Raw genomic sequence first — 22,860 nt, 5'->3', positions numbered from 1 at the left:
CGAGAACCCTGAGAAGTCCCCGAGATTGCCGAATTTCCTTTGCAGAATATTCTCTGCGATCTACGGTGGAGGCAGTCGGAGGCGGCCGGACGAGGCTGCGGGGAGGGGGCGGCGATGACGAGGAAGTGGGCGCTGACCGCGCTGGGAGCGGCGGCTGTCCTGCTGGTGCCGTGGACGGTGGTGCTGGCCGTGACGCTGCCGGGCAGCACGCGGGTGGACAACTGGGCACTGGCCTGGATCGGCCTGGACGTCCTCATGGCGGCGGGCTGCGCCACGACGGCCCTCCTGGGCCTGCGCGGCGACCCCCGCGCCCGCCTCACCGCTTCGGCGACGGCGTCGGTGGCGGTGCTGGACGCGTGGTTCGACATCACGACGGCCCGGTCGGGCGGCGACCTCGTCCTGGCCCTCGCGTGCGCGGTGGCGGAGGGGTTACTGGCCGGGGCGTGCGTGTTCCTGGCGCTGTCCAAGGGGCGCGGGCACATACGGTCCCCGTACGCCCGGCGGTCCGGTCCTCCCAAGCGGCGGTCTCGCTCTCAGCTGTGACATCCGCCGGCGAGTACGTGTCGGGGCCCGGCCGGCCTTCGGCGCCGTCGCTCACGCGAAGGACGGCCCCGCGCCGGCGCGATGCCAAAGCCCTCACCCACCCACTGATCACCGACCCCTCGCGCTCGCGTCACCCCCGAAGCACACTCGTAGGCAAAGGAGTTGCCGCCGGAGGGGGACGGGACATGAGAGACGACCATCGGGCGGAGGCCGAGCGGCTGCTGGCGCGGGCCGTGGAGGAGGAGGCGCGCCGCCTGGGCGGGCGGACCGACGGGCGGCTGCTGCTCTCGCGGGCGCGCGGCGCGCTGGACGCCATCGCGCAGCCGGCCGCCGAGGAGTACGAGGCCTACACCCGCGCGCTCGACGAGACCGAGGCCGACCGTCTCACCTTCGGCCAGCGCTGCGCACGCGAGGGCGCCGGAACCGCCTTGCTGGTGGCGGCCGTCGCCGCGGCCGGCACCGTCGTCGCCGACCTGGTGCTCGGCACCGGAGCCGGCACGGCGGTCGGCGCGGGCGTCACCGCGGGCGTGGTGGGTGCTGCCGCCACCGTGGTGAAGGTGGCCGGTTCCCATCTGCCCGCAGCCCACCATCGCGCGGGCGCGGCCGGCCAGCCCGGCGGTCCGGAGCAGCTGCGGCTGCAGTGGCTGACCGCGCTGGAGGTGCGCGGTATCCGCCCGTTCCTCGACCAGCAGCGGGTGCTCAACGCCTCCACGGGCCCGAAGCAGCCCGGCGGCCCGTCGCTGCGCGGCGCGGACAAGAGCTCGGCGGCCCGCAGGCGCACGGTGCTGGAGCAGTCGTTCGGTCAACTGCCTGAGCCGGACGGCCCGTTCGCGGGACGCCGGCAGGAGCTGGCGCGGATCAGACAGTGGGCGCAGGCGGCCCGTGCGACCACCGAGACCCGGCCGACCGTGGTCGTGCTGCACGGCGAGCCCGGCTCCGGCCGTACGACGCTGGCGGTCCGCGCGGCGCACGAACTCAGGGACCACTTCCGGGGTGCCGTCGTCGTGGACCTGCGCGGTGGCAGCCGGGAGCAGCCGCCGCTGCCCACCCGCGATGCCCTGCTGCACCTGCTCAACCGGCTCGGCGCGCCGCGCGAGCAACTGCTGTTCCGTGAACGCTCCTCCCCCGACCAGCAGGTCAAGCGGCTCTGCGAGCTCTACCACCGGCATCTGACCGGCCTGCCGGTGACGATCGTGCTGGACGACGCCTCGGACCCGGAGCAGGTGCGCGCCCTGGTGCCGGAGCACTCCGAGAGCCTGGTCCTGATCACCTCCCGCACACCCCTGGAGCTGCCCGCGGACCTGCCGGCCTGGGTGCACCACCTGCCGGTGCGGGCCCTGGACCCGGCGGGCGCCGAGGAACTGCTGACCGCGGCGGCCGAGGACGCCTCGGGACCGTACGACGCGGAATCCGCCGACCTGATCCGGGAGTTGTGCGGGGGCCTGCCGCTGACCCTGCGGGTCGCCGGTTCGGCGCTGGGCCCGCGCTCACCCCGGCAGCTGGCCACGGACCTGGCCGCGTACGGCCCGGTGGAACCGGTGGAGCGGGTGCTGTGGCTGCGCTACACCGACCAGCCGGAGGCCACGCGGCGGCTGCTGAGAAGGCTCGCGCTGGCCGGCCGGGCCTCGCTGGGCGCGGCGGCGGCCGCCGCCCTGCTGGCCACCGACGAGCAGGAGGCCACCCGGCATCTGGTCGCCCTCGCACAGGCCGGCCTGATCGACCATGTGCGCGGCAGCCGGTACCGGCTGCACGACCTGGTGCGGGCCTTCGCACTGGGCCGCCTGCTGGACGAGGAGGACCCGGCCGAGCGCGCGGCCGCGCAGGAACGGCTGATCGTGAACTACGCGGAGCTGGCCGACTCGGTGCTGCGGCTGGTCGACGGCAACATGTCGACGCGTTCGGACCGGTTCGGCTCGCACGGCTTCACCTCGCTGGACGAGGCGCTGCGCTGGCTGGACGACGAGTCCAGCTTCATCACGGCGGCCCTGCGCCAGGCCGAGGGCGTGGACCAGGCGGCCGTGCAGAACCTGCTGGGCGCGCTGTGCGACTACTGCCTGCTGCGCGGCGACCTCTACCGGCTCGGTGAGATCAGCGAGCTGGCCCAGGCCGTGGACCAGGGCCTGCTGGTGCGCTCGGTGCAGTGGCGCACCGGTATCGCGGCCCGTCAGCTGGGCGAGCTGGACAAGGCGCGCACCACCCTGACCTCCGTGGTGGACCTCTACCGGGAGGCCCATCACGACGCGGGTGCGGCCCGCGCCCTGTGCTCCCTCGGGATCACCCTGCACCACCAGGGCAACCTCACCGAGGCGGCCGCCAGGCTCCAGGAGGCCCTGGACCTGCAGGCGGCTCCGGCGCTGGCGGTGGACCGGGCCTGGACGATGCACGCGCTCGGAGCGGTCCAGCGCGACCGCGGCCGGCTGTCGGAGGCCCTCGACCTGCTGACCCGCTCCCTGGTCCTGCACCGCGAGGGCGGTTCCCTGCACGGGGAGGCCTGGGCTCACTTCCAGCTCGGCCAGCTCGCGCTGCGCATGGGCGACGTACCGCGCGCGGAGACGGAGCTGCGGGCCGCCCTGGAGCGGTACGGCCGTACACACGACGCCCGCGGGGAGGCCTGGGCGCTGACCCAGCTGGCCCGGGCCCGGCTGGTGGACGGCGATCCTTCCCCCGCCGTCGAGAGCCTGCGCCGGGCGGCGGCCCGGCACCGGGAGAACGAGGACGCGCGCGGCGAGGCCTGGACGCTGTACTACCTCGGCCAGGCCATGGAGGAGACCGGCGAGCTGGGCCAGGCGGTCCGTGACCTGGAGCGCTCGCGCACGATGTTCTCCCGGATGCGGGACGTCTACGGCCTCGCCTGCGCCCGGCACCACTCGGCCCGGGTCACCCGCGACCAGCGGGCCGCGCAGACCGGCTCCCTGCGCAACTCGGGTTTCGCCCGCCAGCTGCTCGTGGACGCCCGCGCCGACTTCCAGCGCATCGGCGTGGCCCATGGCGAGGCCTGGACCTGCCTGGAGCTGGCGGTGGTGGACGCGGGCAACGCCCGGATGCAGCAGGCGCTCGCCCTGTGCGACGAGGCGCTGACCCTGTTCACGTCGTTCGGCGACCGTCGCGGCGAGGACTGGGCCCGCTTCCTGCGCTGCACCCTGCTGCCGTACGCGGCGCCGGGCGGGGTGGACGTCGGCACGGCGGTCGTCCAGGAGGAACTGGCCCAGCTCTCCCGTGCCACGCATCCCCTGCGGGACGAGAAGCTGAGCGAGTACGTGCCGGCCTACGCCCTGCTGCTGGAGCGGGGCGTGAGCCTGGAGACGGGCTGGCAGGCCTGGCGCCTGGGAATGACCCCGGACCGCCACGCCCGGGATGTGATGGGGGTGACGGTGACGTCGGGGGACTAGGGGGCCGCTCCCCTGACGCGCCACGACGGCGGGCGACCACGGACGAGCGGCCACGGCGGTGCCGAACGGCGGCACCGCCGGCGCTTCAGCCCTTCTGCGGCTCGGCCCCGCCGGAGGCCTTCGCTTCCTCCGCGGAGGGACTCTCCTTGAAGTCGACCTTCTGCATGTGCTTGTTCATCGACTTCATCAGGCCCCACACGGCCAGGGCCATCACCGCGAAGACGACGAAACCGAGGACGCCGGGGGTGACCTTGTTCTGGTCGACCTCCTTGGCGAGGGGGACGAGGTGCGTCACTGCCAGGCTCACGCTTGCGCTCATGTCAGGCATTGTCGCGGATGCCCGCGAAGAGGTCGTCCTCGGGGAGGGAGGTGTCGGCGAGCGACTTCGCCAGCTCGTACTCCTCCGTCGGCCAGACCTCCTTCTGCAGCTCCATCGGCACCTTGAACCAGCCGCCGTCGGGATCGATCTGCGTGGCGTGCGCGATCAGCGCCTTGTCACGGATCTCGAAGAAGTCCGCGCACGGAATGTGCGTGGTCAGCGTGCGCTCGGTGCGCTCGAACTCGCTCCAGCGCTTGAGCCACTCCCCGTACGGCGACTCCAGGCCCCGGTCGAGCATCGCCTGGTGCAGGGCCTCGGTGCGGGGGCGGTTGAAGCCCTGGTTGTAGTAGAGCTTCTGCGGCTGGTGGGCCAGGCCGTACTCGCTCTCCGGGTACTTCTCGGTGTCCGCCGCGCCCTCGAACGCCACCATCGAGATCTTGTGGGTCATGATGTGGTCGGGGTGCGGGTACCCGCCGTTCTCGTCGTAGGTGGTGATCACCTGCGGGCGGAAGGCGCGGATCTTCCGCACCAGCTCACCGGCCGCCTTGTCGACGTCCTCCAGGGCGAAGCAGCCCTCGGGCAGCGGCGGCAGCGGGTCGCCCTCGGGGAGGCCGGAGTCGACGAAGCCGAGCCACTCCTGCCCCACACCGAGGATCTCGCGGGCCTCGTCCATCTCCTTCTTGCGTACCTCGTGGATGTGCTCCTCGATGTACTTGTCGCCCTGCAGCTTGGGATTGAGGATGGAACCGCGCTCTCCGCCGGTGCAGGTCACCACCAGGACGTCCACCCCCTCGGACACGTACTTCGCCATGGTGGCCGCGCCCTTGCTCGACTCGTCGTCGGGGTGCGCATGAACGGCCATCAGTCGCAGCTGCTCAGTCAAGACTCAATCCTTGGTATGTCGGCGCCCCGGTGTCTTCGGGTGCAGTTGAAAGGTGCCGCCCCGTAGGTGGGTCCCTGAGGGGCGGTGGTCGGGTGGCGGGCAGGCGGCTTCTATAGTGACCGAATCGGGGGGCGAATAATTCCGGGGTCCCGCCCCGGGGTCCCTTTTCGGGGCATCGGTCCCGACCCGGCCGGGAGGACGATCATGAGTACGGCGAGCACGCGGCTGCCCGAGGGCCGCTACGGCCGCTCCTCGGACGAGCGCGCCGACCGCAAGCTCAGGATCGCCGGATCGGTGCTCGGCGCGGCCCTGCTCGCCCTGGTCGGCTACTTCGCCTACCACTACGTCGCCGAGAACGAGATCAGCGCCCAGGTGATCACCTTCGACGCGTCCGACGACGCGGTCCGGGTCCATCTGGAGGTCCACAAGGACTCGGGCGCCTCCGGCTACTGCACGCTGCGCTCCCAGGCCGCCGACGGCTCCGAGGTGGGCCGGGCGGACTTCCGTTTCACCGGCTCGGCCACGCGCATCGACAAGGTCGTCACGCTCCGTACGACGGCGAAGGGCACGACGGCCGAGCTGCTCGGCTGTCACGCGGACTGATCCACCGGCCGAACCCGCGCGCCGACCCCCGCACAACGCCCGATGTCACCCGGAATGCGTAGGCGCTGACCTGCGTTGATGTGATTCTGATGGCTTATGTCCTCCCCCTTTGGCCACGGAATTGTTAGGCTCGTGGTTTCGCCCATCCAAGAGGGAACATGCTTCTGGGTAGGGCGATGCTTTGTATTCCCAGTACCGACGAGGAGCACCCTGTGACCCAGACCAGCGAGAACGTCACCTGGCTGACCCAGGAGGCGTACAACAAGCTCAAGGATGAGCTTGAGTACCTTACTGGTCCTGCGCGCACGGAGATCGCCGCCAAGATCGCGGCCGCGCGCGAGGAGGGAGACCTGCGCGAGAACGGCGGGTACCACGCGGCCAAGGAGGAGCAGGGCAAGCAGGAGCTCCGCGTGCGCCAGCTGACCCAGCTCCTGGAGAACGCCCAGGTCGGCGAGGCTCCGGCCTCCGCGGACGGTGCCGTCGCGCCAGGCATGGTCGTCACGATCGCCTTCGACGGTGACGAGGACGACACGATGACGTTCCTGCTCGCCTCACGCGAGTACGCGAGCGCCGAGATCGAGACGTACTCGCCGCAGTCCCCGCTCGGCGCCGGCGTCATCGGCCACAAGGTCGGCGAGGACGCGGAGTACGAGCTGCCGAACGGCAAGAAGGCCTCGGTGCGGATCCTGAAGGCCGAGCCGTACTCGGGCTGAGCCCGCCCCCCGATTCGCACAGCGCCCCCCGGCGTCCATGTGACGCCGGGGGGCGCTGTCGTGCTGTCAGGCGGTCGCCGAGCGGTACCTGCGGACCGCCAGGGTGCGGAAGACGACGACGATCAGGACCGAGTAGATCAGCGAGGCCCAGATCGAGTGCTGCATGGGCCAGGCGGTCGAGTGGGACTGCCCGGGGGAGCCGAACAGCACGCGGGCCGCCTCGACGGTGGCGCTGAACGGGTTCCACTCCGCTATGTGGCGCAGCCACGGGGTCATGTAGGTGGTGTCCACGAACGCGCTGGAGATGAAGGTCACCGGGAAGAGCCAGACCAGTCCGCCGGAGGTGGCCGCCTCCGGGGTGCGCACGCTCAGGCCGATGAGAGCACCCACCCAGGTGAACGCGTACCCGAGCAGGAGCAGCAGGCCGAAGGCCGCGAGGACCCGGAGGGCGTCGGTGTCGTGGAAGGTCCCGACCCGCCAGCCGACCAGGAGCGCGACGACGGAGAGGACCAGCAGGGTGAGCGCCGTCTGGACCAGGTCGGCCAGGGTCCGCCCGGTCAGCACCGCACCGCGCGCCATGGGCAGGGAGCGGAAGCGGTCGATGAGGCCCTTGTGCATGTCGTCGGCGATGCCCGCGCCCGCGCTGGCGGTGGCGAAGGTGACGGTCTGCGCGAAGATGCCGGCCATCAGGAAGTTCTTGTAGGACTCGGTGCTGGTGCTGCCGCCGATCCGCATGGAGCCGCCGAACACATAGGTGAACAGCACCACGAACATGATCGGCTGTATCAGCCCGAAGATCACCACTTCCGGGATTCGGGACATACGGATCAGATTGCGTTTTGCAACGATCAGCGAGTCGCGGATGGACCGGCCGATGGGGTTGCCGGGGGCCGCGACAGGCACGGCATCGGTGACGGCACTCACTTCACGGCCTCCTTGCCGTTCGTCTCGCTCTGTTCGGCCGTCTCGGCCATGTGTCCGGTCAGGGACAGGAAGACGTCGTCGAGGGTCGGGCGGCGCAGGCCGATGTCGTCTATCTCGATCCCGCGGCCGTCCAGCTCCCGGATGACCTCGGCCAGCAGCTTGGCGCCGCCGGTGACGGGGACGGTGAGCTTGCGGGTGTGCTCCTCGACGGTGGTCTCGCCCTTGCCGAAGCCTCGCAGGACTTCGGCGGCGGTCGATATGTGCTCGCGTTCGTGCACCACGACCTCGACGCGCTCGCCGCCGGTGCGGGCCTTGAGCTGGTCGGAGGTGCCCTTGGCGATGACACGGCCGTGGTCGACGACGGCGATGTCATGGGCGAGGTGGTCGGCCTCTTCGAGGTACTGCGTGGTGAGCAGCAGCGTCGTACCGCCGGAGACGAGCTGTTTGATGACCTCCCACAGCTGCTGGCGGTTGCGCGGGTCGAGGCCGGTCGTCGGTTCGTCCATGAACATCACGGGCGGTGAGACCACGAGGGCGGCGGCGAGGTCGAGCCGGCGGCGCATGCCTCCGGAGTAGGTCTTGGCGGGGCGGTCGGCGGCGTCCGCGAGGTTGAACTGCTCCAGCAGCTCGGCCGCGCGCCGCTTGGCCGCCTTGGCCTTCATCTGGTAGAGCTGCCCGACCATCTGGAGGTTCTCCCGGCCGGTCAGGTATTCGTCGACAGCCGCGAACTGTCCGGACAGGCCGATGGAGCGGCGGACGGTGTCGGGGTGCTTGAGGACGTCCACGCCCGCGACGACCGCCTTGCCGTGGTCGGGACGGAGCAGTGTGGTCAGACAGCGGACCGTCGTCGTCTTGCCGGCGCCGTTCGGCCCGAGCAGGCCGAGGACCGTGCCCTCGGGGACATCGAGGTCGACGCCGTCCAGTGCCTTTACGTCGCCGAAGGTCTTCACCAGGCCTTCGGCATAGATGGCGCCTGGCATGTGAGTCTCCACGTCGTCGGGATTCTTCGGAAGAGAGAGTAGGTTTGCGCGCTCGGCGCCGCCCAGGGTTTTTCACCTGCGGATTTCCGCAGGCGATCCGGCGGACCGGCGGCCGCACGACACACCATAACGCGATGTATCGCGTCCCTCAATGCATTTCTCCGAACGAATGCCAGCGCCGCCCCGGACCTCAGTCGATGACCGTGTAGCCCGCCTCGCGCAGGGCCTGGCCGACCTCGGCGCAGTGCGCCGGTCCCTTCGTCTCGAGGTGCAGCTCCACCTCCGCCTCCGTGAGCCCGAGCCGGGGATCGGTTCGTACATGGCTCACGTCGAGGACGTTGGCGTCGACCACTGACAACACCCCGAGGAGCGTGGCGAGGGCGCCGGGCCGGTCGGTCAGCCGCAGCCGGACCGCCAGGTAGCGGCCCTGCGCGGCCATGCCGTGCCGCAGCACCCGCTGGAGCAGCACCGGATCGACGTTGCCGCCGGACAGCACGGCGACGACCGGGCCGGGGAAGGCGCCGGGCTCGCCGAGCAGGGCCGCCACCGGGCTCGCGCCGGCCGGTTCGACGACCAGCTTGGCCCGCTCCAGGCACAGCAGCAGCGCGGCCGACAGCTGGTCCTCGCTGACCGTGCGTACCTCGTCCACCAGATCGCTGATGATCCCGAACGGCACCAGGCCCGGGCGGCCCACCTTGATGCCGTCGGCCATCGTCGCCGGGTTGTGCACCGACACCGGACGGCCGGCCGCGAGCGAGGGCGGATAGGCCGCGGCCCCTTCCGCCTGCACCCCGACGATCCTGACGTCCGGCCTGAGCGCCTTCACCGCGACCGCGATCCCGGCCGCGAGCCCGCCGCCGCCGATACCGACGACGATGGTGCGCACCTCCGGGCACTGCTCCAGGATCTCCAGGCCGACCGTGCCCTGACCTGCGATGACGTCGGGGTGGTCGAAGGGGTGGATGAACACCGCGCCGGTCTCGGCCGCGTACTCCTCGGCGGCGGCCAGCGTCTCGTCGACCACCTGGCCGTGCAGGCGCACCTCGGCGCCGTAGTCCCGGGTGGCGCTGATCTTCGGCAGCGGGGCGCCCTTCGGCATGAACACGGTGGCGTGCACGCCCAGCAGCGAGGAGGCCAGCGCCACGCCCTGCGCGTGGTTGCCGGCGCTCGCGGCCACCACCCCGGCGGCACGTTCCTCCGGCAGCAGCCCGGCGATCCGGACGTAGGCGCCGCGCAGCTTGAACGAGCCCGTGCGCTGCAGGTTCTCGCACTTGAGGTGCACCGGCGCGCCGATCAGCTGGGACAGGTGCCGGCTGCCCTCCATGGCGGTCACCCGCGCCACTCCGGAGAGCATCTTCTGGGCTCCGCGCACATCGTCGAGGGTGACGGAGCGCAAGGAGTCAGTAGTGCCGTAGCTCATGACCCAAGTCTCGCAGTTCACGGTCGCACACGACGGGTGTGACCAACCTCCGAGACCGGTTTGCGCAGCGCCGGTACGGCCCGCCCCCGGGCCGCGTACCCTGTCCCCCAACCCAGCACCCTTCATGAAGCGAGCCTCCGGCCATGCCCACAACACCTGAAATGTCGATGGACATGACGACCGTCGGTGACACCGGTCTTCTCGACACCCTCCAGCACGAGGTGGCGGTGTTCGCCCGGCGTGCCGAACAGACCCGGCTCGGCGGCGTCGGACAGGTGCGCAACTCCATGGACCGCGCCGCGTATCTGCTGCTCAACCGCCTCGACAACGAGGGTCCGATGGGCGTCAAGGCGCTGGCCGCGAGCATGGGGATCGACTCGTCCACGGTCACGCGGCAGGTGGCTCCGCTGGTCGACACCGGGCTCGTCAAGCGCACCTCGCACCCGGAGGACGGGCGGGCGGTGGTACTCCAGCTGTCGCCGCGCGGTCTGTCGCGGCTGGAGGAAGTGCGTTCCTCCCGGCGTCAGTTGATGGCCGAGCTGACACACGACTGGGCCCCGGAGGAGCGCGAGCAGTTCTGCACGCTCCTCACGCGCTTCAACAGCGCGCTCTCGGCCCGTATGACGGTCCAGGGGGTGCCCTCCTCGGAGCAGCCGACCACGGCCTGAGGCACGCACCGCACGGGTGCGGTCCGAAGTCTTGACCCTGGGCCGCCGCTGGCCTCATATGAGACCGGGTCCTGCGTCGTACGCGGTTCACCGCCCCGTGCCGGACAGGGCCCCCTCAGGGGGGGAGGCGCGGTGCGTGATCGGCAGGCATCCCGCGATGCCCGCCGGGCCCGGGAGTTCGAGGCGTTCGTGGCGGGCGCGGCCGGCCGGCTGCAGCATGCCGCCACACTGCTCACCGCCGAGGCGCCGGACGCCAATCCGCGCGCGCGAAGGCTGCTGACGCTGGCCCTCGCCCACACCTACGCCCGCTGGGACCGGCTGCGCGGCGAGGACCCGTACGACTGCGCCCGCCAGTACCTCGCCACTCGCTTCTCGCACGGGACATGGCACCAGTACGGCGCCTTCGGCCGCGCCCGGCCCCATCCGCGCAGCCCGCTCGCCGCCCTGACGCCCCAGGAGCGGCTGATCCTGGTGCTGCGGCTGTACGAGGGGGTCGCCGAGGAACAGACGGCGGCACTGCTCGGCCTGCCCGCCGAGCGCGTGCACACCATCTGCGACCGTGCGACGGCCACACTGCTGCACCCGGCGCGCACGGCCGCCCCGCGCGCGATGGGCGGTGCGAAGGTGGCACCGTCATGAGGCCACGGCGTGCGGGCGGGCCCCGGTGAACCGGCCCGAACGGGAGGCCGCGGCGCGGCAGATCATGGAGCGGGCGCCGGCACCCGTGCCGCCGGACCTGTACGGCGAGGTCGTCCGCCGCGGCAGCCGTCTGCTGCGCCGCGAGCGGGTCCTCCGCCGACTGCTGTGGCTGCTGCTGTGCGCCGCGGCCGTGGCCTTCACCGTGTGGGCGGCGCGCGCCCACCCGTGGGTGGAGCCGCCGTCGCAGACGACTCCACCGATCACCGGCTGGTGACTCCTGCCGTCAGCCCAGGGCCTGCTGCAGGTCCTCCAGCAGGTCGTCGACGTTCTCGATGCCCACGGACAGGCGCACCAGGTCGCCGGGGACCTCCAGGGCCGAGCCGGCCACGGAGGCGTGCGTCATCCGGCCGGGGTGCTCGATGAGCGACTCGACACCGCCGAGCGACTCGCCGAGCGTGAACACCTTGGTGCGGTTGCACACCTCGACCGCGGCCTCCTCGCCGCCCTCGACCCGGAAGGACACCATGCCGCCGAACGCCTTCATCTGCTTGGCGGCGGTCTCGTGGCCCGGGTGCTCGGGCAGCCCCGGGTACAGGACGCTGGTCACGCGCTTGTGCCGGGTCAGCATGTCGACGATCTTGGCGGCGTTCTCGCTGTGCCGGTCCATGCGCACCGCGAGGGTCTTGGTGCCGCGCAGCACCAGCCAGGAGTCGAAGGGGCCGGCGACGGCGCCCATCGAGTTCTGGTGGTAGGCCAGTTCCTCGCCCAGGGCCTGGTCGGAGACGATCAGCGCACCGCCCACCACGTCCGAGTGGCCGCCCATGTACTTGGTCAGGGAGTGCACGACGACGTCCGCCCCGAGCGACAGCGGCTGCTGGAGGTAGGGGGTGGCGAAGGTGTTGTCGACGACGAGCCTCGCGCCCGCGTCGTGGGCGACCTGGGCGACGGCGGCGATGTCGGTGATGCCGAGCAGCGGGTTGGAGGGGGTCTCCACCCAGACGGCCTTGGTCTTCGGGGTGATCGCGGCGCGCACGGCGGACGGGTCGCTGGTGTCGGCGACCGACCACTCCACGCCCCACCGGGAGACGACCTTGGCGAAGAGGCGGAAGGTTCCGCCATAGGCGTCGTTCGGGATCACCACGTGGTCGCCGGGGCTGAGCAGCGTGCGCAGCAGGGTGTCCTCGGCCGCCAGGCCGGACGCGAACGCGAGGCCGCGGCGGCCGCCTTCCAGCGCGGCGAGGTTCTCCTCCAGGGCGGTCCTGGTCGGGTTGGCGCTGCGGCTGTACTCGTAGCCGCCGCGCAGGCCACCCACGCCGTCCTGCTTGTAGGTCGAGACCTGGTAGATCGGCGGGACGACCGCGCCGGTGAGGGGATCCGCGGTGTTGCCCGCGTGGATCGCGAGGGTCTCGAAGTGCTGACTGATCTGCCTGTCGCTCATGTGCACCGAGCGTAGTGCGCTCGCGCGGGTGCTGCCGGACGGCTGGGTGGCACAGCTCCGGCGAAAGGGTTTTCCCTGTGCACGGCGGCCTTTGCGTACGGCGGTATTCGGGCATGGTGGCCGGTGTGCGCGGCGGCCGGTGTGCACGGTGGCCGGTGTCCGCGGCGGCCGGTGTCCGCGGCGGCCGGTGAGCTTGGCGGCCGGTGTCCGCGGCAGTCGGTGTGCGCGGCGGCGCCGGGCCGTCATCGCCCCCGGTGTACGACGGCGTCGGCCGCCCCCGTCATGACCTGGCCGGAGTTTTCCACAGGCTCGGCGGGCGAGGTTGGCCAATTGTCGGCGGCGTCTGGTTCGCTTGAAGCATGTCGATTCTCTGGCTGCTCATGGCCCTGGTCCTGCTCGGCTTCGTGATGCTGCCGCTCGTACGGCGCAGGCGCGGGGTGATCGAGCAGGTTGCCCCGGGCCACCCGGACGCCGCCGACCCGGCGGTCTACGGCTTCGTGCGCCAGGAAGAGCTGGACGTGCGGATGCCCGGCCCCGACCAGGACCTGCTGGACGTCCTGGACCTGGTGCAGCGCACCCAGGACTACCGCGCGGCGGCCCAGCTGCTGGCCGGCACCGAGGCCGAGGGCGAGGTGCGCTGGCAGCGGGTGCAGGCCTTCGCCGGCGCGGCGGCGCTGGAGCTGCAGCAGCGGCCGGGCGGGGTGCACGAGACGCCCGGCGGACAGTGGCTCAGGGTGTGGCGGGCCGAGCGGCCCGAGGACGCGGGCGGCGCGGCGGTGCACGCCGAGTTCCTGGTGCAGCAGGCGTGGCGGACGTCCACGCCGGGCACGGACGACTTCCGGATCATCATGGAGGAGGCCCGTCAGGCGTGCGAGCAGGCGGCGCTGCCGGCCCCCGGCGACCCCGTGCCGTACATCGTCGAACTGTCCATCGCCCGGGGCCTGGCCTATCCGCAGCCGGAGTTCGAGAAGCTGTGGCTGAACATCCTGGACCGCGCCCCGCACCACATGGGGGCGCATCTGGCCGCGCTGCACTACTGGTGCGAGAAGTGGCACGGCTCGCGCGCGCAGGCGTACGCGTTCGCCGAGGCCGCGGCGGCCCGCGCTCCCGAGGGTTCGCTGCTCGCCGCGCTGCCGCTCTTCGCGGTCTTCGAGCACCTCCCCGAGGTGAACCTGGTGGCGAGCTTGTACCAGAGCGAGGTTCTCACCAAGGCGATGCACGGCGCGCTGCACGCGGTGCACTCGGCCCGCCCCGACGACCCGATGCTCGCCCACGTCCGTCACCTGCTGGTCTTCTTCCTGGTCCGGGCCGAACGCTGGGCGGAGGCCATGGACCAGCTCATACACGTGGACGGCCACGTCGGCGCGCTGCCCTGGACCCTCTCCGCCGACCCGGCCGCCGAGTTCGCCCTCTACCGCGCGCTGGCGGTGGCCGGCTACGAGGCGAACGGCGGCAGCCCGGCGAGCCTGCCCGGCTGACGGGCCGCCACCCCACCCCACCCCATCACCCCACCGCTCCAACGGAATTGGGATTGCCCTGCTGACCTGCGGTAGGGCATACTCCGCGTGCTCCGAGTTTGCTCACGCTTTGCCCGAGCCGACGCCGAGTCCGCTCTGCGTCTCGCTCCGAGCAAGCTCTGAGTCCCCCCACGCTCACGGCAGCACCGGTGCACGGTGTTCGCCATGTCCGCTTCTCCGGGTCCTGTGGGGGAATCTGCCCGATGGGCGCAACTCTGCGCGCGCTGCGTGCCCTCGTTCTGCTGTTCGGCTTCTATCTGCTGAGCCTCGTGCTGCTAGGGGCGCTGGCCGGCCTCGACATCGCGGTGTTCACCTGGGCGCACGGCGCGCTCGCCGTGAAGATCGTCATCGTCTCGGTGCTGCTCGCCGTCCCCGTCGTACGCGGCATGCTCATGCTTCGCACACCCCGGGGCGAGGAGCCGGCCGGCGTCGCGGTCGCCGAAGCCGACGAGCCCCGGCTGTGGGCCCTGGTCCGGGAACTCGCCGCGGCGACGGGCACCCGCGCCCCCGACCGGATCCTGCTCACGGCCGACGTCAACGCGGCCGTCGGCGAACGGTCGCGGCTGCTCGGCCTGCTGCCCGGCCGGCGCCGTCTCTACCTCGGCGTGCCGCTGCTGACGGGGCTGACCGAGGCACAGCTGCGTGCCGTACTCGCCCACGAGTACGGCCACTTCACCGGCGGAGACACCCGGCTGGCCGCGCTGGTGGTGCGCGGCAGGGCGCAGATCGGCCGGGTGATCGGGCAGTTCCGGGCGAAGGCGGACGGCAAGGTGGCCGCCGAGCGCGCCCGCCAGGAGGAGGCCTCCGCCAGGCGGGTCGCCAAGGGCAAGAAGGCGAAGACGGTCGACACCGGCGGGGCCGGGGCGACGTACCGGACGATGGCGTCGATCTACACCGCGTACGGCAAGCTCTACCTGCGCGCCTCCCTCTCCACGGCCCGCGCCCAGGAGTACGCCGCCGATCTGTCCGCCGCCCGCATCGCCGGCCGCGACGCGACCGCGTCGGCGCTGCGCGAGATCCCCGTGCTGGCCGCCTCCCACGACTTCTACCTCGACTCCTACGCCACCCTCGGCCTGCCGGCGCGGCTGCTGCCGCCGCGCGGCGAGTTCTTCGGCGGCTTCGGCCGGCTGCTGTCTGCCCGCGCGGGGGAACTGGTGGAGCTGCGCGCCGAGCTGCCGGCCGAGCCCAGTTCGCCGTACGACTCCCATCCGCCGATCGCCGAGCGGGTGCGCCGGATCGAGGCGCTGCCCGCCGACGGTCGCGCCGAGGAGGCCCAGAGCTCGGCGTCCGCCCTGCTCACCGACGCGCGGCGCACCCTGGCCGCGTTGGAGGACGCCGTCCTCACGGACGAGGTCCTCGCCTTCCGGCGCACCGGCGCCTGGGAGGAACTGCTGGACGCCTCCATGACCGAGGGCCTGTCCTCGGCACGCACCCCGCTGCACCGGGCGCTGGCCGACTTCACCGGGCAGCCTCCGACGCTGACCGCACTGCTGGAGGTGATCGACGACGGCCGGCTGTGGGTGCTGGCGGAGCGGCTGCCGCTGTCCGAGCAGGCGGCCGCGGCCAAGGGCCGGGCCTTCCGCGAGTTCGTACGGCCGCGGCTGGGTGAGTTGCTGCGGACGATGGTGCTGGCCGAGTTCAGCGCCCGTTCGCTGCTGCACTGGGAGTTCTCCTGGTCCCGTCCGGCGACCGTCCGCCTGCCCGGCTGGGCCTCGCAGAACACGCCGGACGACGGCCCCGAGGCCGCGCTGGAGGCGGCCGTGGCCGCGGCACTCGCCGACCACCCCGACACCGCGCCCCTGCGCGCACTGCTGCCACCGGCGGCCCAGCCGGCGTGAGCGGCCCAGCCGGCGTGAGCGGCACGGCCCGCGTCGGCCGCACGGCTCACACAGGCAACACAGCCCGCACATGGAACACAGCTCACGCGAGCGACACAGCCGCGCGAGCCGTACAACCCGTACAACCCGCGCGGCCGGCACCACGGTCGCGAGCCGCGCACACCCCGGCCCCTCCGACGAACGGACCGAACCCCCGATGACCGTCCTGCTCTGGATCCTGGGCATTCTGGCCCTCCCCGTGGTGATCGCCGCCGTATGGTTCACCGGCGCGTTCGTGAAGGAACTGTTCTCGCCGAGCCCTCCGGACGCCGACCAGGCGGCCGAGGCGGCGGAGCGGCTCGGCCTGCTGCCCGCCGAGCGGCAGGACACCGAGCACGCCGCACCGCTGCCCGCGCCCTGGGCACAGGCCCTCGCAGCCGCGCGGGAGGGCGACTGGCAGCCCGCGGCCGAAGTGCTGGACGCGATCGGCCGGGACTGGGAGCGCCGTACGACGTTCACCGGGCTGCTGGCCACGCTCGCGGCCGAGGAGGACGCATGGCTGCTGGCCTGGGAGGCGGCGCGGCCCGATGCCCCGGACGCGGCCGTGGTCAGGGCGAACAGCACGGTGGACCTGGCCTGGGAGCTGCGGGGCGCGAAAATGGCCGAGCACACGACGCGGGAGCAGTTCGAAGGCTTCCACCGGACGCTCGTGAGCGCTCGCGAGGAGATCGCGCGGGCGGCCGCCCTCAACCCCGACGACCCCACGCCGTACATCGCGGAGATCTGGGTGGCGCTCGGCCTCGGCTATCCGCAGGCCGAGATGGACAAGCTGTGGGCGGAGATCACCACGCGCGCCCCGCACCACTTCGGGGCCCACTACTCGGCCCTCCAGTACTGGTGCGCGAAGTGGCGGGGCTCGCGGCAGCAGGCGTTCGACTTCGCCGAGCGCGCGGCGGCCGGGGCGCCGCCGGGCACTCTGCTGTCGGTGCTGCCGCTCGTCGCGCACTTCGAGCACGACGAGTCGACCGCCGTCGCGGCCGACGGCACACCCGAGATGGTGGCCCGGGTCGACGCGGGCCTCGCGGATGTGGCGGCCGCCGAGCCCGGCCACCCCGCCCTGGCGCAAGTGCGCCACCTGCTGGCGTTCTACCTCCATCTCCAGGACCGGCACGAGGCCGCGCTGGAACAGTTCAAGCTGGTCGACGGGTATGTGGACGCGCTGCCCTGGAGGTACCGGGGTGACGGATCGGCGGCGTACTACTGCCAGGTGCGCAACGAGACGGTGCGGGCGGTGACGGGCGCCGCCTGACCGGAATTCGGCGGACTTCCCCGCCGTTGGACGACGTGCCGGCCCGCTGAGGCCGGCCTTCGTCCCCGGACCGACAGGGAGACCCCATGCTCTTCGGCCGCACACCACAGCTGCCCACCCCCGAGCAGGCGCTCAAGGGCCGCGCCGGGCCCGCCTTCGAGGTCCCCGAGCGCCACACCGTCCTGGGCAACCCGCTCCTCGGCCCCTACCCCGAGGGGCTTGAGACCGCCGACTTCGGCCTGGGCTGCTTCTGGGGCGCCGAGCGGAAGTTCTGGCAGCTCCCGGCGGGCGTGCACACCACACTGGTCGGGTACCAGGGCGGCCACACCGAGAACCCCCTGTACGAGGAGGTCTGCTCGGGCCTGACCGGCCACACGGAGGTGGTCCGGGTGGTCTACGACCCGCGGCGGATCTCCTACGACCGTCTCTTGAAGACGTTCTGGGAGTCCCACGACCCGACCCAGGGCTTCCGCCAGGGCAACGACGTGGGCACCCAGTACCGCTCGGCGGTCTACACCCACACCCCGGAACAGGCGGCCGCGGCCGAGGCCTCCCGCGCCGCGTACCAGAAGGTCCTGACCTACTCCGGCCACGGCACGATCACCACGGAGATCCTCCCGGCGGACGGCCGCCCCTTCTACCCGGCCGAGGCGTACCACCAGCAGTACCTCGACAGGAACCCGGCGGGCTACTGCGGTCTGGGCGGGACGGGAGTCGAGCTGAGCACCCCGTTCGCGACGAACCGGGGCGCGTCGTGCCCGACGGGGATCGTTCCGGCACCGGAGGTGCCGGAGGTCTCGGACAGGTAGCCGAACCGGCCTGAGTCCCGCCCGGCCGGCCGCGGAGTCGGTCGTCATCGGCACGGTGCCGCGGCCGAGTCGTGCTGCCGGGCCGAGAGGGGAAGAGAGTCGCGGACCTGGACCGTGGGGAGGAACATCGGAGTCACGAGGCAAGGTGGTGGCTATGGGGACGCCGTCGATGCATTTCAGCGAGAGTCCCGAGGATCCGTTCGCCCTCGGGCGTGGCGCTTCGGCCGTGCTCGACGATCAAGGCACCGTGGTCGGCTGGAGCGCCCGCGCACAGGAGCTGCTGGGCTATCCGGCCAAGGAAGTGATCGGACGGGCCTGGCAGGGCCTCCTGGTCGACACCCGTGATCTGGCTGTCGTGCGGTCCGTCGCCCTGGACGCCGTGAAGGCGGGGGGCTGGTTCGGTGTCCTGCCCGTCCGGCATCGCGACGGACACCGGGTGGAGATGGGTTTCCGGGCCCGCGCGGTCACCCGGGACGGGGACCGTCAGGAGTGGCTCCTGGTCGGTGCTCCTGCTTCGGAGGTCATCGCCTGGCAGCGGGACCGAGCGCTGCTGGACGGTCTGTACAACCGGTCCCCGATCGGTCTGGTCACCTACGGCCCGGACAGGACGGTGATCCGGGTCAACCGTGCGGTCGAGAAGGCGAGCGGCGTCCCGGCCTCGGCGCCGGTGGGCCATCGCCCCCGGGAATTCATGGTCGACGAGGACGCGGGTCCGACGGAGGAACGGGTGCGGCACGTCCTGGAGACCGGCGAGCCGCTGATCTTCACGGAACAGTCCGCCCGGGCGCGCCACGATCCGGGCCGGGATCGGGTCGTGTCCGTCTCGGCGTTCCGGATGGAAGATCCGTCGGGCCGGGTTCTCGGCGTGGCCGAGACGATCGAGGACGTGACCGAACGCCACCGGGCCCAGCGCAGGCTCGCCCTGCTGAACGAGGCGAGCGCCCGGATCGGGACCTCACTGGACGTGACACAGACCGCCCGGGAACTGGCCGAGGAGGTCGTCCACGGGCTGGCCGACTACTGCTCGGTGGACCTCCTCAAACCGGTGATGCTCGGTGAGGAACCGGTTCCCGGTTCCACAGGTCCGCTGCTCCGGGCCGCGCTCTCGCCGCCCGAACACCGCGTCCCGCACCAGGAGGGCGACGTGGTCCCGCTGCTTCCGGAATCTCCGCAGGCGCGGTGCCTGGCCGAGCGGCGCCCGATTCTGGAGGGGCTGCTGTCGCTCCGCCCCGAGTGGTACGCCATGGACCGGCGGCGGATCGAGATCGCCCTGGGGCTGGGTGTTCATTCACTGATCGCGGTGCCTCTGGTCGCGCGCGGCCTGGTACTGGGCGTGGTGAGCCTGTGGCGGTCGCGCCATGCGGAGCCTTTCGAGGACGGCGACGCCGCGGTGGCCCAGGAGCTCTCCTCGCGTGCGGCCGTCTGCATCGACAACGCGCGCCGCTTCACCCAGCAGCAGAGCGCCGCTCTGACTCTGCAGCGCAGTCTGCTGCCGAACGCGGTGTCCGATCTGCCGGCCGTCGAGGTGGCCTGCCGATATCTGCCGGCGAGCGGTGAACCGGGCATCGGCGGTGACTGGTTCGACGTGATCCCGTTGTCAGGGGCGCGGGTCGCCCTGGTGGTGGGAGACGTGGTCGGCCACGGGATCCACGCCGCGGCCTCGATGGGCCGCCTGCGCGCCGCCGCGCGCACCCTGGCCAGTCTCGACCTGGAACCGGACGAGGTGGTGGCGCGGCTGGACGATCTAGTCAGTCTGCTGGCCTCCGAACTGGAGGCGAACGCCGACGGCAACTGGTCGGCGATCGAGCAGGTGCTCGGGGCCACCTGCGTGTACGCGGTCTACGACCCGGTGTCCCGGCACTGCGCCCTGGCCCGCGCCGGCCACCCGGCTCCGGTGGTGGCCACGCCGGACGGCCAGGTGACCGTGCTCGATCTGCCCGCGGGTCCGCCGCTCGGACTGGGCGGACTGCCGTTCGAGACGTACGACCTCGACCTCCCCGAGGGCAGCCTGCTCGCCCTCTACACCAACGGCCTCCTGGAGGCGCGCGACGGCGACATCGACGCCGCGCTGGAGAACCTGTACGGGTGTCTCTCCCACTCCGCCGATCCCCTGGACCGCACCTGCGACGCCGTGGTCGAAGCGCTGCTGGCCAAGGATCACCGCCCCTCCGACGACATCGCACTGCTCATCGCCCGCACCCGGGTGCTGCCGCCGCAGAATGTCGCCACATGGCAGCTGCCCCTGGAAGCGACCGCCGCCGCCCGTGCGAGGGAACTGACCACGGCGAAGCTGACCGAATGGGGGCTGACGGACCTGGCCTTCACCACCGAGCTGGTCGCCAGCGAGCTCGTCACCAACACCTACCGGTACGCGGCCGGCCCCGTCACCCTGCGCCTCATCCGTACGCACTCTCTTATCTGCGAAGTGTCCGACACCAGCCACACCTCCCCGCACCTCCGACGGGCCCTGAGCACGGACGAGGGCGGCCGCGGGCTCTTCCTGGTCGCGCAGCTCACGGAACGGTGGGGCACCCGCTACACCCACGACGGCAAGACGGTCTGGACGGAGCAGCCTCTGCCGCCCGCCTGACCCGCGGCCTCCGCAACCACAGCCGACCGCGCCCTTCGTCGTTTCGCCGACCTGCGCGCACGACTCGACGCCTGCGCCTCTTCGTACCTCAAGGCCCTCGGCCGCCTCGACGGCCCGGCAGCGGAGGAACCGGCCGGCGCCGTCCACGGCATCCACGGCCTCACTCGTCCCGGCTACGCGCCGCTGAACACGTACCTGCTCCCCTGGCTCCGCTTCGCGGACCTCCTCGCGTACGCCGCGAAAGCCGGCGATCGAGCCCGGGCAGGGGTCGGCACGAGCAGGTAATTCGGGCGACGCCATCCATTCCTCCCCGTACATTCACCACTCGCGAAACTCACGCGGAGCAACGCACAGGGGACACGTACAAGGGGAGGAAGCCGGATGGCCGGGCACACGTTTCTGGTGGGTGGTGGCTGGGACGTCGCCGAGGTGTACGAGCCGTTTCTACGGGCGGCGGCCCGTGGTGGGGGCGGGGTGCCGCGGATCGGGTGTGTGATCGTCGACGAGGGTGACGGGCAGCGGCAGTTCGAGCGGTACACGGAGGCGCTGGGGAAGGCGGGGGCGTGTGTGCCGGTGCCGTTGCTGGTGCCGCTGGGCGAGCGGTTCGAGCCGGACGGCGCGCTGGACGGTGTCGACGGGCTGCTGGGGTGCGGCGGGCTGACGCCCGCGTATCAGGAGGCGTTCGCCGGCTGCCTGGAGCGGCTGCCGCGGCTGCTCGCCGAGCGCGGGGTGCCGTACGCGGGCTTCTCCGCGGGTGCCGCCGTCGCCGCGCGGCGGGCGGTGGTCGGCGGCTGGCTGCTGGACGGGGTGCCGGTGTGCCCGGAGGACACCGGGGAGGACCTTGCGGAGATCGAGGTACGGGCGGGGCTGGGGCTCGTGCCGTTCGCGGTGGACGTGCACGCGGCGCAGTGGGGGACGTTGGCACGGCTGGTCGCGGCGGTGGGACGCGGGACGGTGCCGTACGGCGTCGCCGTCGACGAGAACACACTGCTGGAGGTCGGCGGCGAAGGTGCCCGGGTGGCGGGGCGCGGGCGGGTGCATGTCGTACGGCCGGGTGGGGACGCGGGCGTGGCCGTGCGGTCGTACGCCGCCGGTGAGTCGTTCGAGGTGGGCTGACGACCGGCCCGGGGTCCCGGGCCGGTCGCGTGTGCTCGGCCGCTGGGCGGCCGGGCGGCTCAGATGGTGGCGATGTCGATGACGAAGCGGTAGCGGACGTCGCTGGCCCGCACCCGCTCGTACGCCTCGTTGATCTGGTCGGCACGGATCAGCTCGATCTCCGCGCCCAGGCCGTGCTCGGCGCAGAAGTCCAGCATCTCCTGGGTCTCGGCGATGCCGCCGATGCCGGAGGTGCTGATGCTGCGGCGGTTGCCGAGCAGGGACTGGAGGACGATCTGCACCGGCTCCTCGGGGAGGCCGACGTTCACCATGGTGCCGTCCGTGCGCAGCAGGGACAGGTACGCGGCGAAGTCGAGCGGTGCCGAGACGGTGTTCAGGATGATGTCGAAGGTGCCGGCCAGCTCCTCGAAGGTGTCCGGGTCGCCGGTGGCGTGGTAGTGATCGGCCCCCAGCATCAGGCCGTCGTCCTTCTTGCGCAGGGACTGGGACAGGACGGTGACCTCGGCGCCGAGCGCGTGCGCGATCTTGACGCCCATGTGGCCGAGACCGCCCAGGCCGACGACGGCGACCTTCGTGCCGGGGCCGGCGTTCCAGTGCTTCAGGGGCGAGTACGTGGTGATGCCCGCGCAGAGCAGCGGCGCGGCCACGTCCAGTGACAGCCCCTCGGGGATGCGGACGACGTAGTTCTCGTCGACGACGACGTTGCGCGCGTAGCCGCCGTAGGTGGGCTCGCCGTCCTTGCCGGTGTCGTTGTAGGTCCAGACGGGGCCGCCCTTGAGGCAGTACTGCTCCAGGCCGGCCCTGCAGTTGTCGCACTCGCGGCAGGAGTCGACCATGCAGCCGACGCCCACCCGGTCACCGACGGTGAACTTCGTGACGCCGGAGCCGACCTCGGCGACGACACCCGCGATCTCGTGGCCGGGGACCATCGGGAAGATACCGGGGCGCCAGCCGTCCTGGGCCTGGTGGATGTCGGAGTGGCAGATACCGGTGAACTTGATGTCGATCAGGACGTCGAATGCGCCGACCGCGCGCCGCTCGATGGTGGTCCGCTCCAGCGGGGCCTTCGGTGCGGGCGCGGCGTAAGCAGCAACAGTGGTCATGCCGGGGTTCTCCTAGCAGGGGTCGTGTGCCCGGCTGCCTTCCACCGGGTACGTGGTCCAGCCTGCATCCGATCTCCCCG

The 22,860-nt window shown here is 72.1% G+C and carries 20 protein-coding genes; 13 read left to right on the top strand and 7 right to left on the bottom strand.

Features of this window, described 5'->3' with window-relative positions; genetic code table 11:
- The first annotated feature begins 114 nt into the window (after positions 1 to 114).
- Both AVL59_RS51995 and AVL59_RS05535 read left to right on the top strand, forming a co-directional pair.
- On the top strand, positions 115 to 543 hold the full coding sequence (locus AVL59_RS51995) for a hypothetical protein (protein ID WP_067300065.1): 429 nt from the start codon (positions 115 to 117) through the stop codon (positions 541 to 543).
- Positions 544 to 728: 185 nt separating this feature from the next.
- The gene (locus tag AVL59_RS05535) at positions 729 to 3,932 is read left to right on the top strand and encodes a tetratricopeptide repeat protein (protein ID WP_067300064.1); all 3,204 of its coding nucleotides are present in this window, start codon (positions 729 to 731) and stop codon (positions 3,930 to 3,932) included.
- Positions 3,933 to 4,017: 85 nt separating this feature from the next.
- On the opposite strand, the gene AVL59_RS05530 is transcribed toward AVL59_RS05535, so the two are convergent.
- On the bottom strand, positions 4,018 to 4,260 hold the full coding sequence (locus AVL59_RS05530) for a hypothetical protein (RefSeq protein ID WP_079146535.1): 243 nt from the start codon (positions 4,258 to 4,260) through the stop codon (positions 4,018 to 4,020).
- The gene (gene mca / locus AVL59_RS05525; RefSeq protein ID WP_067300062.1) at positions 4,253 to 5,113 is read right to left on the bottom strand and encodes a mycothiol conjugate amidase Mca; all 861 of its coding nucleotides are present in this window, start codon (positions 5,111 to 5,113) and stop codon (positions 4,253 to 4,255) included. Before mca ends, AVL59_RS05530 begins: the two co-directional genes overlap by 8 nt.
- A 225-nt stretch (positions 5,114 to 5,338) precedes the next feature.
- Between mca and AVL59_RS05520 the strand changes: the two genes are divergently transcribed.
- Both AVL59_RS05520 and greA read left to right on the top strand, forming a co-directional pair.
- Positions 5,339 to 5,737, top strand: coding sequence for a DUF4307 domain-containing protein (locus AVL59_RS05520; protein ID WP_067300061.1), 399 nt, complete (start codon positions 5,339 to 5,341; stop codon positions 5,735 to 5,737).
- Positions 5,738 to 5,949: 212 nt separating this feature from the next.
- Positions 5,950 to 6,450, top strand: coding sequence for a transcription elongation factor GreA (gene greA, locus AVL59_RS05515; RefSeq protein ID WP_067300060.1), 501 nt, complete (start codon positions 5,950 to 5,952; stop codon positions 6,448 to 6,450).
- 66 nt (positions 6,451 to 6,516) lie between these two features.
- Here the strand turns inward: greA and AVL59_RS05510 are convergent, their stop codons facing one another.
- The 3 genes from AVL59_RS05510 to ilvA form a co-directional block, all read right to left on the bottom strand.
- Complete coding sequence (locus tag AVL59_RS05510) at positions 6,517 to 7,374, bottom strand: ABC transporter permease (RefSeq protein ID WP_067300059.1); 858 nt, start codon at positions 7,372 to 7,374, stop codon at positions 6,517 to 6,519.
- Complete coding sequence (locus AVL59_RS05505; RefSeq protein ID WP_067300058.1) at positions 7,371 to 8,354, bottom strand: ATP-binding cassette domain-containing protein; 984 nt, start codon at positions 8,352 to 8,354, stop codon at positions 7,371 to 7,373. The genes AVL59_RS05510 and AVL59_RS05505 overlap by 4 nt, the downstream gene beginning before the upstream one ends.
- A 190-nt stretch (positions 8,355 to 8,544) precedes the next feature.
- Complete coding sequence (gene ilvA, locus AVL59_RS05500) at positions 8,545 to 9,774, bottom strand: threonine ammonia-lyase (RefSeq protein WP_067300057.1); 1,230 nt, start codon at positions 9,772 to 9,774, stop codon at positions 8,545 to 8,547.
- A 161-nt stretch (positions 9,775 to 9,935) separates the two neighbouring features.
- On the opposite strand from ilvA, the gene AVL59_RS05495 reads away from it, so the two are divergent.
- The 3 genes from AVL59_RS05495 to AVL59_RS05485 all read left to right on the top strand — a co-directional run bounded on the left by AVL59_RS05495 (position 9,936) and on the right by AVL59_RS05485 (position 11,355).
- On the top strand, positions 9,936 to 10,442 hold the full coding sequence (locus AVL59_RS05495) for a MarR family winged helix-turn-helix transcriptional regulator (protein ID WP_208870575.1): 507 nt from the start codon (positions 9,936 to 9,938) through the stop codon (positions 10,440 to 10,442).
- A gap of 132 nt (positions 10,443 to 10,574) precedes the next feature.
- Positions 10,575 to 11,081, top strand: coding sequence for a sigma factor-like helix-turn-helix DNA-binding protein (locus AVL59_RS05490; protein ID WP_067300056.1), 507 nt, complete (start codon positions 10,575 to 10,577; stop codon positions 11,079 to 11,081).
- 25 nt (positions 11,082 to 11,106) lie between these two features.
- Positions 11,107 to 11,355 carry a hypothetical protein gene (locus AVL59_RS05485; RefSeq protein ID WP_067300055.1) on the top strand — a complete coding sequence of 83 codons (249 nt, stop codon included), beginning with the start codon at positions 11,107 to 11,109 and terminating at the stop codon, positions 11,353 to 11,355.
- Between the two features lie 9 nt (positions 11,356 to 11,364).
- Here AVL59_RS05485 and AVL59_RS05480 read toward each other — a convergent pair whose 3' ends face one another.
- A complete protein-coding gene (locus AVL59_RS05480) occupies positions 11,365 to 12,519 on the bottom strand; it encodes a cystathionine gamma-synthase (RefSeq protein ID WP_067300054.1) in 1,155 nt (384 codons plus the stop codon).
- 359 nt (positions 12,520 to 12,878) lie between these two features.
- Here AVL59_RS05480 and AVL59_RS05475 point away from each other — a divergent pair, with 359 nt between their 5' ends.
- From AVL59_RS05475 to AVL59_RS05450, 6 genes are all read left to right on the top strand, one after another.
- The gene (locus AVL59_RS05475; protein WP_067300053.1) at positions 12,879 to 13,997 is read left to right on the top strand and encodes a hypothetical protein; all 1,119 of its coding nucleotides are present in this window, start codon (positions 12,879 to 12,881) and stop codon (positions 13,995 to 13,997) included.
- A 242-nt stretch (positions 13,998 to 14,239) separates the two neighbouring features.
- Positions 14,240 to 15,874: a M48 family metalloprotease gene (locus AVL59_RS05470; protein ID WP_067300052.1), complete on the top strand. Its 1,635-nt coding sequence runs from the start codon at positions 14,240 to 14,242 to the stop codon at positions 15,872 to 15,874.
- Positions 15,875 to 16,070: 196 nt separating this feature from the next.
- Positions 16,071 to 17,162: a hypothetical protein gene (locus AVL59_RS05465; RefSeq protein WP_067300051.1), complete on the top strand. Its 1,092-nt coding sequence runs from the start codon at positions 16,071 to 16,073 to the stop codon at positions 17,160 to 17,162.
- 86 nt (positions 17,163 to 17,248) lie between these two features.
- Entirely contained in the window at positions 17,249 to 17,971 is a 723-nt protein-coding gene (gene msrA, locus AVL59_RS05460; RefSeq protein ID WP_067300050.1) for a peptide-methionine (S)-S-oxide reductase MsrA, read from the top strand.
- Between the two features lie 154 nt (positions 17,972 to 18,125).
- Complete coding sequence (locus AVL59_RS05455; RefSeq protein ID WP_067300049.1) at positions 18,126 to 20,561, top strand: SpoIIE family protein phosphatase; 2,436 nt, start codon at positions 18,126 to 18,128, stop codon at positions 20,559 to 20,561.
- 381 nt (positions 20,562 to 20,942) lie between these two features.
- Positions 20,943 to 21,677: a type 1 glutamine amidotransferase family protein gene (locus AVL59_RS05450; RefSeq protein ID WP_067300048.1), complete on the top strand. Its 735-nt coding sequence runs from the start codon at positions 20,943 to 20,945 to the stop codon at positions 21,675 to 21,677.
- A gap of 59 nt (positions 21,678 to 21,736) precedes the next feature.
- Here AVL59_RS05450 and AVL59_RS05445 read toward each other — a convergent pair whose 3' ends face one another.
- Positions 21,737 to 22,780 (bottom strand): NAD(P)-dependent alcohol dehydrogenase, encoded by a 1,044-nt coding sequence (locus AVL59_RS05445; RefSeq protein WP_067300047.1) that lies wholly within the window; start codon positions 22,778 to 22,780, stop codon positions 21,737 to 21,739.
- Positions 22,781 to 22,860 lie beyond the last annotated feature (80 nt).

It is taken from the genome of Streptomyces griseochromogenes, assembly GCF_001542625.1.
Taxonomy (GTDB): domain Bacteria; phylum Actinomycetota; class Actinomycetes; order Streptomycetales; family Streptomycetaceae; genus Streptomyces; species Streptomyces griseochromogenes.
Note: the sequence above shows the minus strand (reverse complement) of the source record. Positions and strands in the feature narration are given on the sequence as shown.